Below are 14,683 nucleotides of genomic sequence, written 5' to 3'. Positions count from 1 at the left end.
GCGCCGTCTTGCCCCGGACCAGGCGCACGCACCTCTGGACGATGATGTCGATGGTCCCGTTCCTTTGGGCCATGCTGAAGAAGTAGGTGACGCCGATGATCGTCAGGACGATGCTGGCCGGGAACTCCTCAAGGATTTCCTTGTCGCTCATTCCGAGGATGAAGTAGCCGACGCCGAAGGACGCCACCAGCCCCATGACACCGATGTTCAGCGGCCATTTCGTGGCGACGACGAACATCACGACGAGGATGACCAGCGGGATGATCTGCGTGGCGGTCATGGTCGGCTCCGATCCCGAGGTGTCCGCGGGGTTCAAGAGGACACCCCCGAACAGGAGGGCGGCCAGGGCCAGGATAGTGGCGGCGGCTACCGTTATCAGCAGGATACGGCGGCGACGGTTGGGACGCTGGGTGCTGGGCGCGTTTGTGTCGCTTTGCAGGGGTGCTTCTTGTTCTACGGTCTTAGTCATGATGCTGTCTCCTCATTGAGTGGCGCTGGCAAGGGAGGCCTCGACGGCGCTGCCGAGGGCCTCGGGGACGTGGATGACGGTGGTCGCGAGGGTGCGGGCTGTCCGGTCGACGCCGACGAGCAGCGTCCCGTCCCGTTCCTCGCTCCAGGTTTCGATGACCCCGGCCGGGGTGCGCAGCCGAAGGGTGGGTTGACGGGTGTCCCCGGTGATGTCGTTGAGTACGGTGCCCGGGGTGCGGGCGGCCAGGGTCAGTGCGATGCTGCCGGTGATGGCCAATGCCGGGTGCGGCTTGCCCATCGAGAGCATCATGACGCTGACGTCGCTGTCCGGATCGGACTGGGCCGGCGGAGCCACGATGGCGACCTTAGGGACGGCGCGGGCCGCTTCGCCCGTGGTCGCTGCCAGCCCCATACGCACGGCGGCCTGACGACGGATGTGTTCCAGGGTTTGCAGTTGCAGCTCCACCCCGGCGAGCCAGCTGTCGTAGCGCTCCGGGTCAAGGCCAAGGTCCACGGCACGGAGAATCACTACCGGCGCTCCGGCATCGACCATGGAAACGGTCCAGCGGGTTCCGCCGGCGGTGATCCAGTCTGAGGCTGACCCGGTGGGCAGCAGGCTGCCGGTGGTTTTGCCGGCAGGGTCCTGGAAGCCGAGCCCCACCCGGTATCCGGGAAACGGGACACCGGGCATCTGTGCCTGCGGGACGATTGGCAGGGCACCGGAGGGCGTGGACACCCGCTGGATGATGACCTGGCGTCCGGACTTGTTTCAGCCTCACCGAACTGTCCGCTTACAAAGACCCAGCATTTGCTGGTGCCTCCGCGCATCGACTCCGCTTCGATCTTCATTGCTTCTCGTATCTCCTCGTTTGCCTGAAAGTCGTCCAAGGGCCTGAGAAGAGATTGGGCTGATGACCTACAGAACGGGCGCGCCATCATGCGGATGCCGTTCCTATTGCGGGAAATGAACCAAATTTTCGGAAGGGTAAAGCGTTGCTTCACGAAGAAAATCAATCTTTGTACGACATGCGACGGCTGGCCTTGCTGCTGGAGGTTGTGGAGCAGGGATCGATCACGGCCGCGGCCGAGCTAATGATGTATACGCCGTCGGCGGTGTCCCAGCAGCTGCGCAAGCTCGAACAAGAGGTGGGGCAGCCTTTGCTCAATCGCCGGTCACGCGGGGTGGTGCCTACCGAAGCCGGCCAGGTCCTGGCGGGACATGCCCGCAAGATCGTGCGCCAAATGCGGGCGGCCCAATCGGATCTGAACCAGATTGCGGGCCTCAACCGCGGGTCACTGACCGTCGGCACCTTCCCCACCCTCGCCGGGTCCTTCCTGCCGCTCGTCATCAGGACCTTCAAGAAGCGCTACCCGGCCATCAGCCTCTCGCTGCGCAGCGCCCGGTTCGACGAACTCGTGGCGGACCTTGAGTCCGGGGTCACCGGGTTGTGCCTGCTGTGGGACTACCCCTGGAATCGCTTCCATGACGAGTCCATCCGGGTGACAGAAGTATTCCGCGAGAGCACCGTGATACTGGTAGCCGGCAGTCATCCGCTGGCCGATCGGGAACAGGTAAGCATGGAGGATCTGCGTCACGAATCGTGGATCGTGCGCGCTGAGACCCATCCGGTAGTGGAGGTGCTGCAGCGTTCCGCCCACGCCGCCGGGTTCGAACCAACCATTGGTTTCCTGGCCAACGACTACCAGGAAGCCCAGGCCATGGTGAGCGTCGGTATGGGCGTGGCCATGGTGCCAAAGACCGCCGTTGCTCTCCAGCATCCCGACGTCAGGGTGCTCATACGCGCAGGCTGGTTCCCGCCCGTATTTCCAGCTGTGGTACTTGGCGTCTCCTGAGCCACTTTTCCGCCAGACCCATGGACCGGGTGGCTACGGCCCAGTAGAGGGTGCCTGCTGCCAGGGAAGCCATGACGGCCATGCCCTTGTGCGCCGGATCCACGAGCGGGTACACCAGCCAATGAGTGACGTAAATGTACAGGGATGCGCTGGCCAGCAGGGCGGTCAGCCGGTGGAGTCCGCGCGGGACGGCCAGGGTGGGAAGCCAGAGCAGGATGAGGAAGCCCGCAAGGACCGTTGCGCTACGGTACTGGTCGTCGAAGGATTCAGGGATAGTGAGCAGGGCAATGGCTGTGACGGCTGCCTGCTGCCACAGCGTCCGCGACGCGGCAGCTGCCCACCCCAGACCGAACAGCCATAGGACTGGGCCCTGGCCCGGATAGCGGGTGTCGACAAGGTCGAAGAGCAACGGCAGGTCAACGGCTATCAATGCCAGGGCGAAGGCCCACGGCCATCTGCGCTGGCCGCGATCGGCGGCAGGGATCGCCAGCAAGGCGGCGAGACCAAGCATTATGTGGACCAGGATCTCGATAAACCAGAACCGGGAATAGTCCGTCCATCCTTCCGGACCCAGCAGGGGATTGAGCAGGAAGACATTGGCCCAGGTATAGGTATCCGTCACGGCGAAGGCGAAGCCGATAACCACAACGCTGGGCGCGACGATCCGTCCAATGCTGCGCAATTGCCGTCGGAGCCGGGCACGTCGGGTGCCGGTCAGCTGGAAGCGCGCAAAGTTATAGCCGGCGACCGCGATGAGTACGTGAGCGGTACCTTCCCAGTGGAAGAAGCCAATATGTGTCGAGACGATGAAGATGATGGCCACGGCGCGGAGCACAATCCCTGTTTCCATGGGGGCAAGCATCCGCCGGTGCCAGGCCCGCGAAGTGCGCGCGGCCCGGCCGCCCGGCTGTCCTGCAGACACGTCTGTGGTCGCGGCCGCCGGGCTCTGCGGGGCAGGCACGAGTTCGGAGACAGGCATCAGGTGCCAGCCTTGGGGGATGTATCCGAGTGCACGTTCCAGCCGGACCGACGCTGCCACGTAGGATAGTGAGTCACCGCCCAAGGAAACGAATGTGTCCGTATCGGCGATGTCTTCCTGTTCAAGGACTTCGGCGAAGATCGTCCGGACGTCAGCCGGGTGTGCTGAGGGTCCAGTAACAGTGCCGCTGCCGCCGTCACCATTTTGGGCCGCCAGGGCCAGGACGGCGGGGTAGTCCGGCTTCCCGTTGGCGAGCCGCGGTACGGAGTCCACGGAATGGAGCTGCACTGCCGAGCGTGGCAGGCCGAGGTCCTGGGCAAGCGTCTTCGCCACCAGGGCAAGGTCGTGGCTGCCTTCCACCGCGGCGACCACTGCATCGTCCGAGCCTGTGGCCGCGGTGGTCAGGCCAAGGTCCGCCAATAACCGTTCGACCCGGCCCAGGTCTACGCGCAGGCCAACGATTTTGACGAAACGGCTGCGTCTGCCAACGATTTCGTAGAGGCCGTTGGACCCGCAACTGGCCAGGTCACCGGTGTGAAGCTCTGTGACGACCCTTCCCAATGCAAGGTCTTCCGGCCGTTCGGCGTACCCCAGCATGACGTTGGAACCTGAGTAGATGAGCTCGCCCGCGTCCAAGCCGGGGACGGGCTCCAGCCGGAAGGATCCGCCGGGCACGGCCACTCCAATGGCGTGGGGGTACTCCGCTGCCAGGTCAGGGGGCAGGTAGGCCATGCGGGCGGTGGCCTCGGTCTGGCCGTACATGACGAACAGATCCCAGCCCTTCCGCCGGCCCAGTTCTGCGTAGGAACGTACGCGGTCCGGATCCAGCCGCCCTCCGGCCTGGGTGATGTAGCGCAGGCTGGGTAGGTCCATGTGCTCAAATCCCACCCGGTCGAGGAGATCGAAGGTGTAGGGCACGGCGGCGAAGGAGGTCACTTTTTCGGTGCGGGCCAGTTCCCAGAAGCACGGGTCCACCACTGAGAGGTCTGTCAGCGCCAGGGACGCGCCCACCAGGAGGTGGCTGTTGACCACACTCATCCCGTAGCAGTAGGAGAGGGGGAGTGTGGTGGCCGCGGTGTCGCTGGGACGCAGGTGCAGGTACTGGGCGATCGCGGACGCATTGGCCTGGACGGAGTCCCCGGACAGGCGAACGAGTTTGGGCGAACCGGTGGATCCGGAGGTGCTCACCAGAAGCGCCAGCTCCGGGTGCAGCTCATGCCGGGTTTCTTCCCGCCGTACGTCCAGGACCGCCTCACCGTCGGACGCACGGACCACGACATCCGGATCGTAAGCGGCAACGAGCGCCTCGGTGGCCGTCCCGCCGCCTGTGGGCAGGATGAGCAACGGATTGCCGGAAGAGAGGGCGGCGAGGTAGACCACCAGGGACGGCAGGGAGTTCTCGGCCTCGAGGGCAATCAGCCGCCGGCTGGGGCCGAAGGTACGGGCAGTGTCCTCCACGCGTCGTGCCAGTTCGCTGTAGCTCACTGATTGGTTATTGGTCCTGATGGCGGGGCGGTCTCCGAAGCCGGCCAGCTTGGCGGCGAACGAGACGCCGGCCAGTTCTGGCTGTACATCCACGCCCTGCACAGTAGAAGGGAAAGCTAACCTAACTCAAGTGGACTTTGTCACCGGCCGCGAACGTTACACGGCCGACGAAACACCGCCCGTGGGGGCGGTCAGGCTGAACCACACCACAGTGCCGTCACTCGCAGATGGTCCGAGCTCGTGGAGTTGCTTCACGACAGGGTGGATATCTTGGCTGGTTAGTTCATTACCCAAGTGCGGGAGATCCCGGAATATCGGGAATCCGCCGTTGACACGAACGAGATCAAGTTACCTCAACGAGCGTGTGCGCATGGCTCAGGAGGAGTCAAGCATCCAGAACGAGTTCATTGCGAGGCTGTTCAGTGTCGTGAATCCTTCCGCAGAAACGGCCGCCCAGGTTGCCGAGGCGCTGGGAGTGTCGGCCACTGCGCGGTTTGGTGTTGTAGCGGCCAGCGGAAGTTCAGCTGCTCTATTGCGGGCCGCGAAGGGAAACGCCTCGGCAAGGCGCAGCCAAAGACTCTTCCTCCGTGAATCGGGCGACATGGCCTACCTGTTCTGGCCCGTAGTGGCGCCGCGGACGGGCGAAGACGTCATTCCTGCCCTTACGGTGCCAGAGGTACTTAAGGACATCCCCTGCGGCGTAGCCGAGGCGAACGGACTGCGGGCATTGCCCTCGGCGGCGCGAACTGCCTCAAGTTTGGCTGCCCTCCTACATCCCGTCGACACCGGCCCGCTTTCGGCGGATCTCGCGTGGCCCAGACTGGCCAAGCGACAACTCCAGGAGGCCGGGCTCGATCTTCTCGAACAGCTTGATGTTGCGCTGGAGCGCTGTCGTGGTGTCGAACGAGAAAGACTGACAGAGGCGGCTCGGCATTTTCTTCAGTCGGGCAGTTTCACGGTCACTGCAGACCGCATTTTCTGTCATCGAAATACCGTCCAAAACAGGCTCAATCGTTTTCAGGAGTTGACCGGAATTGATCTGACGGTGCCGGTTCAGGCTGCTCGGTTGGTTGTGGCCTGGGCCTGATCATGGGTTCTTTACAGCCATATGGTGTGGGCGCCGCAGGGGCAGTGGCAGTAGGTGACGGTTCCGGTGGATGTGGAGTGCCCGGAGAGGATTTGCGGTGGAGCGGGGTCTGCGCGGTTGGGCAGGTGAACTGGCGTCTGCATTCGCGGCCCAGGGCGTTGATGGGCGATGCCGTTCCATCAACCCGCTTCTTGACCGCTCCGCTGGGAGGATCTCGCTGACGACGCATGATGCTTCCCGCCCCCATGTGCATCTCTTCCCTGGGGGCGATGATGTTGTGTCCCGGGTCAAGGCCGTCACGGCCGGCGGCCTTGCACTGTTCATCGCCCTGGAGCGGCGGGCTCCGGATCGGCACCTGCGCCCGGCCGGCCTGCGTCAGGGCGTTCATCGACAACTCCAAGGTCGGCAGGCAGCGCCACTGCAGCGCCCGGCGCGGAAACACCGATGCAGTCGCCTGACACCGGCAAGCCGCCAACCAGCCCGCCCGGAACACGGCCAGACCGTGATGGTCGCCCGCCTGTGCGACATATGGAACGGCAGCCCCCTTCATTTGCTCAAAGGAGTTCACTTCATGCGCGGGCGCTCCTAAGCTGTTGCGCCTTGGCGTTGTGAGCTTCGAGGTCCTCGAGGGACTTGCCCTTGGTGTCGGGGGAAAGCAGGGTGGCCAGCGCCGCGACGAGGCAAATGCCGAACGTGGTGAGCCCGATGACCAGAGGAACGTTGGTTGACCCGGGGGGAGCGACCGCCGTGAAGATGCTCGGGAAGAACGACGCGATCATGAGGCCGACGTTTTGCGACACCGCGAACCCGGTCACTCGGATCCGCATAGGGAACTGCTCCTGGAAGAACGTGGCGAACGTCGCGTTCCACATCTGGAAGAAGATTCCTTGCACAATTACGATGCACACGAAGACCAGCGGCAGGCTCCTCTGGTCGATTGCCCACAAGTATCCCCCTGCCAACAGACCGCCACCGATTCCGCCAGCCACCATGAGCCCTCGCCGGCCGATCCTGTCGGACAGAGCGCCGAAAAGTGGGATCGTCACTACAGCAGCCACGTTAGCCACGAGGGTTACCCAGAGGAACTCGCTGCTGGAATATCCGATGCCGTAGCCCTTTTGGGTCGCGTAGGACACGCCAAAGATGAGGGTCGCCATGCCGATCACGTTCGTGAACGTCATGATGACACAGCGGACAAAGACCCATGGGTGGGTGCGCAGGAGGTCAACGAGCGGGAACCGGGGCTTCGCCTTACTCCTGTCGGACTGCGCCAGGTACGCCGGCGGCTCCTGTACCCGACGACGGATCAGGTAGCCGGCCAGGATTACGATGGCGCTAAGAAGGAACGGGATGCGCCAGCCCCAGGTTTCGAACTGGTCGTCGGGAAGAAAAGCGGCGAGCGGAAGGAGAACAGCGGTGGCCAAGATGGAGCCGACCTGCGTGCCCTGAAGACTGAAGCTGGCGAAGAAGCCGCGCTTGGCATCGGGGGAGTGCTCAACGATCATCGCGCTGGCACCGCCGAGCTCGCCTGCGACCGCGAAACCCTGGATCAGCCGGAGGATGACCAGCAGGACGGGTGCCAGGATGCCGACCTGTCCGTACGTGGGCAAGAGTCCGACGGCGAAGGTCGCGAATCCCATTAAAAGCATCGCGAAGACCAGCACCTGCTTGCGGCCGCGCCTGTCGCCATACGCGCCCAGGACAACAGCGCCAACCGGACGAGAGAGGTAACCCACCGCGTAGGTCGCTAGCGAGGCGATGATCGCTACGGTCGGGTTTTCAGACGGGAAGAAGATGGCGGGGAAGATGAGCGTCGCGGCCAATGAGTACAACGCGAAATCGTAGTACTCAAGTGCGCTTCCGATCCAGCCGCTCATCGCGGCCTTCTTCGGGTCCCTCCGGCCGATGTTGGCCTTCAGGCTTGCGCGGATGTCTCCGGGGGTGCTCATTCGATAAGATCCTTCGTCGTCTTTGGCAAGGAACCGCAATTCCATTCTGCAGGTGTGCTTCGCGATCGAGATCATCGAAACGGCTGGAAAGCCCTTTCCGTTGAATCGATTCATTTAGCATATGAGGTGATACGCATTACGTCAACGTGTACACGAAAAGCGAAAGCGACGGTCGCCGTCGTGGGATTTTCGGCGCTGGTCATGCCCGGCCCGGGTAGCGGTTGCCCAGGCGGAATGCGACCGCGAAGATCCACGTCATGAACGTGACCAGAATGATCCGTTGGACGAGGCCTTTCCATTCAAACAGTCCGTTCCCGGGCTGCTGGCTGATTCTGAGCACGCCTACTCCGAGGGTGAGGACGATACCGCTGCTCAGTGTCCATCCTGCCAGCGGGCGCCAGGCCGGGTCACGGCGGAACCGCCTGTAGAACACGAAACAACTGATCGGCGCGAATGTGAATACCAAGGCACCGGAGATGCCGTGCACGATGCCGTGGACGGTGTGTTGGTCGACCATCACGGACGGGTCGGTGGTGAATGGTCCGGAGGCGATCAGGCTGACTCCGATAATCTCTATCAGCGCGGGGCCGGACCGGGATGCCGCGCCGGTGCTGAACTGTGCGGAGAGCCCGACGCCGAACATCAGAATCAACGCGCCGGTGAGGACAAAGTTGAGGATCTGCACCCAGCCGAAGGGGCCAAGGGACAGTTCGCTGACGAACATGCCGGTCGGGGAGTATCCGGGGGACAGCCACCCGTAGATTGTGAAGACGGACACGAAAAGGGCCGGCCCGATCATGCCCGCCGCGGCGGCCAGCCTGACACAACGACGTCCACGCGCCTCCCGGCCGGGGGCAGAGTTCGAGATCACAAGGTGAAGCCTAGTACTGCCCGACGCTTGCCTGAGGCTGGAAGCTCACCCGATGATCGGCCGCTCCTCCGGCAAGTGGTAGAGCCTGGGCTTCGCGGACAGGGCCAGGGAGGAGGCCACGGTGATGGTTCCGATGCGGCCGATGAACATCAGGGCCATCAGCACCCATTGGGCACCGGGCGGCAGGTGATAGGTGATTCCTGTGCTCACTCCCACCGTGGCGAACGCGGAGATGGATTCGAAGAGGACCTTTTCCAGGCTGTAGTCGGTGAGCATGAGGAGCAGCAGCGTTCCGCCGATGACGGCGGCGACGCCAAGCAGTGCGACGGAGAGGGCCTGTCGCTGGGCTGATGAGCTGATGGACCGGTGTGCGATGGTGACTTGTTCGCGGCCGCGGACCTCGTTCCAGATTGCGAATCCCAGGATCAGGAAGGTGGTGATTTTGATGCCACCGGCTGTGCCCGCGCTTCCGCCGCCGATGAACATGAGGACGTTGGTGACCATGAGGGTTTCGGGCGTTGCGGCGCCGTAGTCGATACTGTTGAAGCCTGCGGTGCGGGGAAAGACAGTGCCTGCCAGGGCAGCGAGGAATTTCCCGCCTGTACTTAGCCCGCCGAGAGTTTCGGGCCGGTTCCACTCGAAGGCTGCGAAGAGCGTGAAACCCATCACCAGGAGTGCGAGCGTTCCGTAGACGGTGAGCCGGACATGGACGTTCCAGACCTTGAACCGGAAGCCGTCGCGCATCAGGGCGATAATCACGGGGAACCCGAGTCCGCCGCCGATCACGGCCGCGCAGATGGGAACGATGATCCAGGGGTCTTGGGCTACACCGATCAGGTTGTCGCTGTAGAGGGAGAACCCGGCATTGTTGAAAGCCGAGACGGCGTGGAAAATGCCGTGCCAGAGGGCAGTTGCCGGGCTGCTGTCGTAGGCGATCCAAAACCGGACGGAGAGGAAGACGGCTGTCGTCACCTCGAAGATGCCCATGATTCGCGCTACCCGGACGAGCACTGTGCGGACATCACCAAAATTCAGGGTTTGGGTTTCGGACTGGGCCACCAACTGGCCGCGGAGGCCCAGGTTCTTGCGGACGAGCAGCGCGAGCAGCGTTGCCAGCGTCATGATGCCGAACCCGCCCACCTGGATGAGTCCGAGGATGACCGCCTGGCCGAAAGGCGTCCAGAATGTCGGGGTGTCCACCGTAATCAAACCCGTGACGCAGACGGCCGAGACGGACGTGAAGAGCGCCGGCATCAGCGCATCCACGTCGCCGTCGGTCCTTGCCTGTGGCAGCAGCAACAGGCCTGCACCCAGCAGGATGACCGCCAGGAAGCCGACGGGAAGGGACCGGACCGGGTGCAGCAGCAACCGCTTGAAGCGCCCGTCCGGCCGTCTCAAACCGTTCCTCGGCGGGAACGCGAGCCCCTGACGCCGCCCGCGCGGGGATTTACCTGCAAGACCAATGTTCACGGGAACGCCGTCATCCTACGTGGATGCGTGGACGCCGGGCGGGATCCGATTCGTGCTTCCGAAGGATCTCCCGCACAACCGGTGGCGTGTCGCCGCGGCCCAGGAGGAGATAGCGCATCAGGTGGGCGATCGGGTTGCCTTCGGACCATTCGAAGTACGCGTGCGGTATGACGCCTGCGGTGTCCCGGAGGGCCAAAAGGACCGCCGCGATGGCGTTGGGGGCGGCCGGGCTTTCGACCCGCAGGACACGGTGGCCATCGACGTCGACACCGTACACCTCCAGGGTCCCGCCGAAGTTGGAGGGGTCGATGATGTCGATTTCGAGGAAGATGACGTCGGCGGTCCCGGGGACGGCGTTCTGGCCCCGTTGCTCGTATTCCTTTTCGGAGTACTCCTGGTTGTCGCCTGCCTGGCGGCGGTTGGCGATCAGGTTCAGTGCGCCGTCGTAATCCAGGGAGTCAGCGATGAAACGGCGGGCGTTCCCGTCAAACCTGATCACGTCCGCGCGCAGTTCCGTGGTCCGTGCCACGCGGGAAACCAGCGAGATGGTGATGATGCCGAGGATAAAGAAGGCAGAGATGGTCAGCCCGTCGGGCTTCTCGATGACGTTTGCGGCCAGTGCGTAGAGCAGGATCAGGGACAGCAGCGTGAAACCCATTCCTGCCAACCGTTGGCGGTGCCGGAGGGAGGAGATCGTGACGGCGATGGATCCGGAGACCATCATGGCCAGGATGCCGGTGGCGTAGGCGCCGGCCTGGGCGTTGACGTCGGCATTGAAGCCGATGGTGATCAGGATGCTGACAGCCGTATACACGAGGACCACAGGTCGCACGGCGCGTCCCCACTCCGGGGCCATGCCGTAGGCCGGGAGGTAGCGCGGGACGATGTTGATCAACCCGGCCATGGCCGAGGCGCCGGCAAACCACAGAATCAGGATGCTGCTGACGTCGTAGACCGTGCCGAAGGTGTCTCCCATTTGCTGGTGCGCCAGGTAGGCCAGGGCCCGTCCGCTGGCCTCACCCCCGGCCTTGAACTCCTCGGCCGGGATCAGGACCGTGGTGACGAAGCTACTGCCCAGGAGGTAGACGCTCATGATAGCGGCGGCCGCGGTGAGCAGCTTGCGGGTGTTCCGCACCCTGGAGGCAAGGCGTTCCTCTGTCGTCCTGCCGGCGGAGGCCACCAGCGGCATCATGCTGACGCCGGTTTCGAATCCGGACAAGCCGAGGACCAGCAGCGGGAATGCAATCACGGCGGGCCCCACAATGTCCCCGATGCCGCCGCGTGCCGTGAGGTCCCCGGTCCAGGCGGCCAGCGCTGCGGGGTCGCTGATGACCCTGGCGACTCCGGCGAGGATGACCACAGCGTTTAGGAGCAGGAAGACGGCCACCAGCGGAATGGCCACGACGACGGCTTCGCTGAAGCCGAGCAGGAACACGCCGCCCAGTATCAGCAGCAAGACCACGGTGATGAGCACGGACTGTCCGTCGAGAAACTCGGGGAGGTAAGGGTTCTCCAGCATGTGCACGGTGGCATCTGCCGACGAGAGTGTGATGGTGATGATCCAGGATGTCGCCACAAATCCGAGCAGGATCAGGACGAACAGCTTCCCCCGCCAGAACGGCAGGAGGCTTTCCAGCATGGCCACGGACCCCTGTCCGTGCGGGCTCTCGTGGGCGACCCTGCGGTACATCGGCAGCATTCCCAGGAGTGTGAGGGCAACGATCAGGAGCGTAGCCAGCGGGGACAGGGCTCCGGCGGCGAGGGCTGCAATCGCCGGCAGGTAGGACAGCGTGGAGAAGTAGTCGACTCCGGTCAGGCACATGACCTTCCACCATGCCTGCGGCCGGGCGTGGTCTTCAGGGCTTTCCGGTCCTATCACCGGCTGGACCCGGTGTTTCAGCAGCCACCGCACCAGCCCGTTTTCGGTGCCGGTCTGCGGCCCCGGCCGTCTGACTTCTGCCGGAATGGTCTGGTGGCCCGTATCGCTCATGCGCGTCTCCTCTGTTGCCGGGGGCGCAGCTCTTCCAAAACGTCCGACACCTCGGCGATTCAACCTAGTCCCCGGGCAGGGCACAAATCCGTGTTTCGGCATTTTCTTTACGGTTTCTTAACGCCGGCGCTTGTGCGTGCAGAACTCGCGACTGCCGTTGCCGTCCCCGCTGTCCGGTAGGCGGCGGGCTGACCGGCTGGCAGCACAGCCGCGGCGCCGTTAAGGTTCCGCAAGGATTCAGGCCATGCAGGAAGCGGCCGGCCCGGCCGGTGTTAGCGTCGGCAGAGACCGCGGTGGTGCGCATCGCGTGGAGAGGCATCGATGACAACGCTGAGCAGGCCCCCGGCGGACCCTTCGGCACCGCGCCCCAGGGCGAAGGCCAGGTTCAGGGGCTGGCTGCTGTTCGGGCTGCAGGACAGCAAGGGCATCCATCAGGGCCCCGGTGCGGTGAGCGACTCCCAGCTGAAGAAGCACTCGTGGTGGCAGGTGATGTGCCTGACGGGCGTGGACTATTTCTCGACACTGGGCTACCAGCCGGCCATTGCCGCGCTCGCTGCAGGGGTCATCTCCCCGCTGGCAACGTTGGTGCTGGTGGCTGTTACGCTGTTCGGCGCCTTGCCCGTCTACCGGCGGGTTGCGGGGGAGAGCCACCGGGGGGAGGGGTCCATCGCCATGCTGGAGAGGTTGATGCCGCGCTGGGGCGGGAAGCTCTTGGTGCTGGTGCTGCTGGGGTTCGCGGCGACGGACTTCATGATCACCATGACGCTCTCGGCAGCCGATGCCACGGCTCACGCGATCCAGAACCCCTTCGCGCCGGCCTGGTTGCAGGGACAAAACGTGCTGGTCACATTGTTTTTGCTGGCCCTGCTGGGGGCTGTGTTCCTGCGCGGCTTCAAGGAGGCCATCCGCGTGGCGGTCGTTCTGGTCGGTGTTTACCTGGGCCTGAATGTGGTGGTGGTGGCCGCGACCGTTTTCGAGGCTTTTACCCATCCGGTCGCTGTGGGCGACTGGTGGCATGCGCTGACCACCTCGCACGGGAATCCGTTCATGGTGGTCGGGATCGCGCTGCTGGTCTTCCCGAAGCTGGCGCTAGGCCTGTCCGGTTTCGAGACCGGGGTCGCCGTGATGCCGCAGATCAAGGGCCGGCCAGGGGATACCGAGGACAAACCGGTCGGCCGGATCGAGGGGGCCCGCCAGCTCCTGACAACCGCGGCAGTTACCATGAGTGCCTTCCTGATCACCACCAGCTTCACCACGGTGATTCTGATCCCGGAGCAGGAGTTCCAGCCCGGTGGTCAGGCCAACGGCCGTGCCCTGGCGTTCCTGGCCCACGAATACCTTGGCCCGGGTTTCGGGACCGTCTATGACATGAGCACCATCGCCATTCTCTGGTTCGCCGGCGCCTCCGCGATGGCGGGGCTGCTGAACCTGGTCCCGCGGTACCTGCCCCGCTACGGTATGGCCCCCGGGTGGGCGCGGGCCGTACGACCGCTGGTGCTCGTGTTCACTGCAGTCGGTTTCCTGATCACCTGGCTCTTCGACGCCGGCGTCGACGCCCAGGGCGGCGCCTACGCTACCGGTGTGCTGGTGTTGATGACCTCCGCCGCGGTGGCCGTGACCCTCTCGGCCCGGCGCCGGCAACAGCTCAAACGCACCCTCGGGTTCGGTGTCATCGCCGTGGTCTTTATTTACACGACGGTGGCCAACATTTTTGAACGGCCCGAGGGCATCCGGATCGCTTCGTTCTTCATCGCAGGCATCATCGTGATCTCGTTGCTCTCCCGGATCCGGCGGTCCTTTGAACTCCACGCCACCCACGTCCACATGGACCGTGAGGCACTCGAGTTCATGTCCAACACCCTGTCCGGCCCTATCGGCATCATCGCCCACGAGCCGCTCCGGCTGACCGCCGAAGCCTACCGGGACAAGCTGACGTCCGCAATTGAAGTCAGCCACCTGCCGGTGGATTATCAGGCGCTGTTCCTGGAGGTGGTTGTGGACGATTCCTCTGATTTCGAAACGGAGCTGGAGGTCCGCGGCGTGACCAGGCACGGCTACCCCATCCTGGAGGTCCATGCGCCGGTGGTCCCCAATACCATCGCCTCGGTCCTGCTGCACATCCGTGACGTGACGGGCCTGATGCCGCACATCTACTTCCGCTGGACCGAGGGCAACCCGATCATCAACCTGCTCAAATTCCTGTTCCTTGGCGAAGGTGAAATCGCTCCGGTGACCCGCGAAGTGCTCCGCGAAGCCGAACCGGACGTCACCAAACGGCCCTGGGTCCACGTCGGCTGACTATCCCGCACTGAAGCGCCCTGACCGCACTTGAGCGCGGGCATTCCTGAAGCCTGTCCGTTGATTCCCTGCCGGCCGACGGGTGCCTGATGTGCCGTGCGCGTTAAGACGGCGTCAAGATTCGGCCCGGGCCATTAGGAAATCGTCAGGAACCCGATTTCCCTGCTGTGCAGGGGTTTGACTGGGATCAGCCCCGCAAACGGGGCGCAGATGAAAGGAACCTGTAATGGCC

General features: G+C 64.1%; 11 protein-coding genes. 4 read left to right on the top strand and 7 right to left on the bottom strand.

Annotated elements, in window-relative coordinates; translation table 11 throughout:
* Together AC1DRE_RS18450 and AC1DRE_RS18445 are read right to left on the bottom strand one after the other, a co-directional pair.
* Positions 1-469, bottom strand: a 469-nt coding sequence (locus AC1DRE_RS18450; RefSeq protein ID WP_476985967.1) for a transporter permease, incomplete at its 3' end; no start/stop codon positions are given.
* Between the two features lie 12 nt (positions 470-481).
* Positions 482-1,213, bottom strand: coding sequence for a PrpF domain-containing protein (locus AC1DRE_RS18445; protein ID WP_476985971.1), 732 nt, complete (start codon positions 1,211-1,213; stop codon positions 482-484).
* A 281-nt stretch (positions 1,214-1,494) separates the two neighbouring features.
* Between AC1DRE_RS18445 and AC1DRE_RS18440 the strand changes: the two genes are divergently transcribed.
* A complete protein-coding gene (locus tag AC1DRE_RS18440; protein ID WP_476985970.1) occupies positions 1,495-2,322 on the top strand; it encodes a LysR substrate-binding domain-containing protein in 828 nt (275 codons plus the stop codon).
* On the opposite strand, the gene AC1DRE_RS18435 is transcribed toward AC1DRE_RS18440, so the two are convergent.
* The gene (locus AC1DRE_RS18435; protein WP_476985966.1) at positions 2,264-4,879 is read right to left on the bottom strand and encodes an AMP-binding protein; all 2,616 of its coding nucleotides are present in this window, start codon (positions 4,877-4,879) and stop codon (positions 2,264-2,266) included. The two genes, AC1DRE_RS18440 and AC1DRE_RS18435, sit on opposite strands and share 59 nt — an antisense overlap.
* A 277-nt stretch (positions 4,880-5,156) precedes the next feature.
* On the opposite strand from AC1DRE_RS18435, the gene AC1DRE_RS18430 reads away from it, so the two are divergent.
* The gene (locus AC1DRE_RS18430) at positions 5,157-5,873 is read left to right on the top strand and encodes a PucR family transcriptional regulator (RefSeq protein WP_476985965.1); all 717 of its coding nucleotides are present in this window, start codon (positions 5,157-5,159) and stop codon (positions 5,871-5,873) included.
* A gap of 227 nt (positions 5,874-6,100) precedes the next feature.
* Positions 6,101-6,331 (top strand): CGNR zinc finger domain-containing protein, encoded by a 231-nt coding sequence (locus AC1DRE_RS18425; RefSeq protein ID WP_476985964.1) that lies wholly within the window; start codon positions 6,101-6,103, stop codon positions 6,329-6,331.
* A gap of 111 nt (positions 6,332-6,442) precedes the next feature.
* On the opposite strand, the gene AC1DRE_RS18420 is transcribed toward AC1DRE_RS18425, so the two are convergent.
* The 4 genes from AC1DRE_RS18420 to AC1DRE_RS18405 all read right to left on the bottom strand — a co-directional run bounded on the left by AC1DRE_RS18420 (position 6,443) and on the right by AC1DRE_RS18405 (position 12,153).
* Positions 6,443-7,822, bottom strand: a complete 1,380-nt coding sequence (locus AC1DRE_RS18420) for an MFS transporter (RefSeq protein WP_476985963.1) — start codon at positions 7,820-7,822, stop codon at positions 6,443-6,445.
* A gap of 199 nt (positions 7,823-8,021) precedes the next feature.
* On the bottom strand, positions 8,022-8,693 hold the full coding sequence (locus AC1DRE_RS18415) for a DUF998 domain-containing protein (protein WP_476985962.1): 672 nt from the start codon (positions 8,691-8,693) through the stop codon (positions 8,022-8,024).
* Between the two features lie 45 nt (positions 8,694-8,738).
* Complete coding sequence (locus tag AC1DRE_RS18410; RefSeq protein WP_476985961.1) at positions 8,739-10,091, bottom strand: TrkH family potassium uptake protein; 1,353 nt, start codon at positions 10,089-10,091, stop codon at positions 8,739-8,741.
* Positions 10,092-10,173: 82 nt separating this feature from the next.
* The gene (locus tag AC1DRE_RS18405; protein ID WP_476985960.1) at positions 10,174-12,153 is read right to left on the bottom strand and encodes an APC family permease; all 1,980 of its coding nucleotides are present in this window, start codon (positions 12,151-12,153) and stop codon (positions 10,174-10,176) included.
* A 321-nt stretch (positions 12,154-12,474) separates the two neighbouring features.
* On the opposite strand from AC1DRE_RS18405, the gene AC1DRE_RS18400 reads away from it, so the two are divergent.
* Positions 12,475-14,451: an APC family permease gene (locus AC1DRE_RS18400; RefSeq protein ID WP_476985959.1), complete on the top strand. Its 1,977-nt coding sequence runs from the start codon at positions 12,475-12,477 to the stop codon at positions 14,449-14,451.
* Positions 14,452-14,683: the final 232 nt, after the last annotated feature.

The sequence above is a fragment of the Arthrobacter sp. P4_H3 genome, assembly GCF_056400885.1.
The sequence above is the reverse complement of the archived record's forward strand: the minus strand, read 5'-3'. Positions and strand labels throughout refer to the sequence as shown.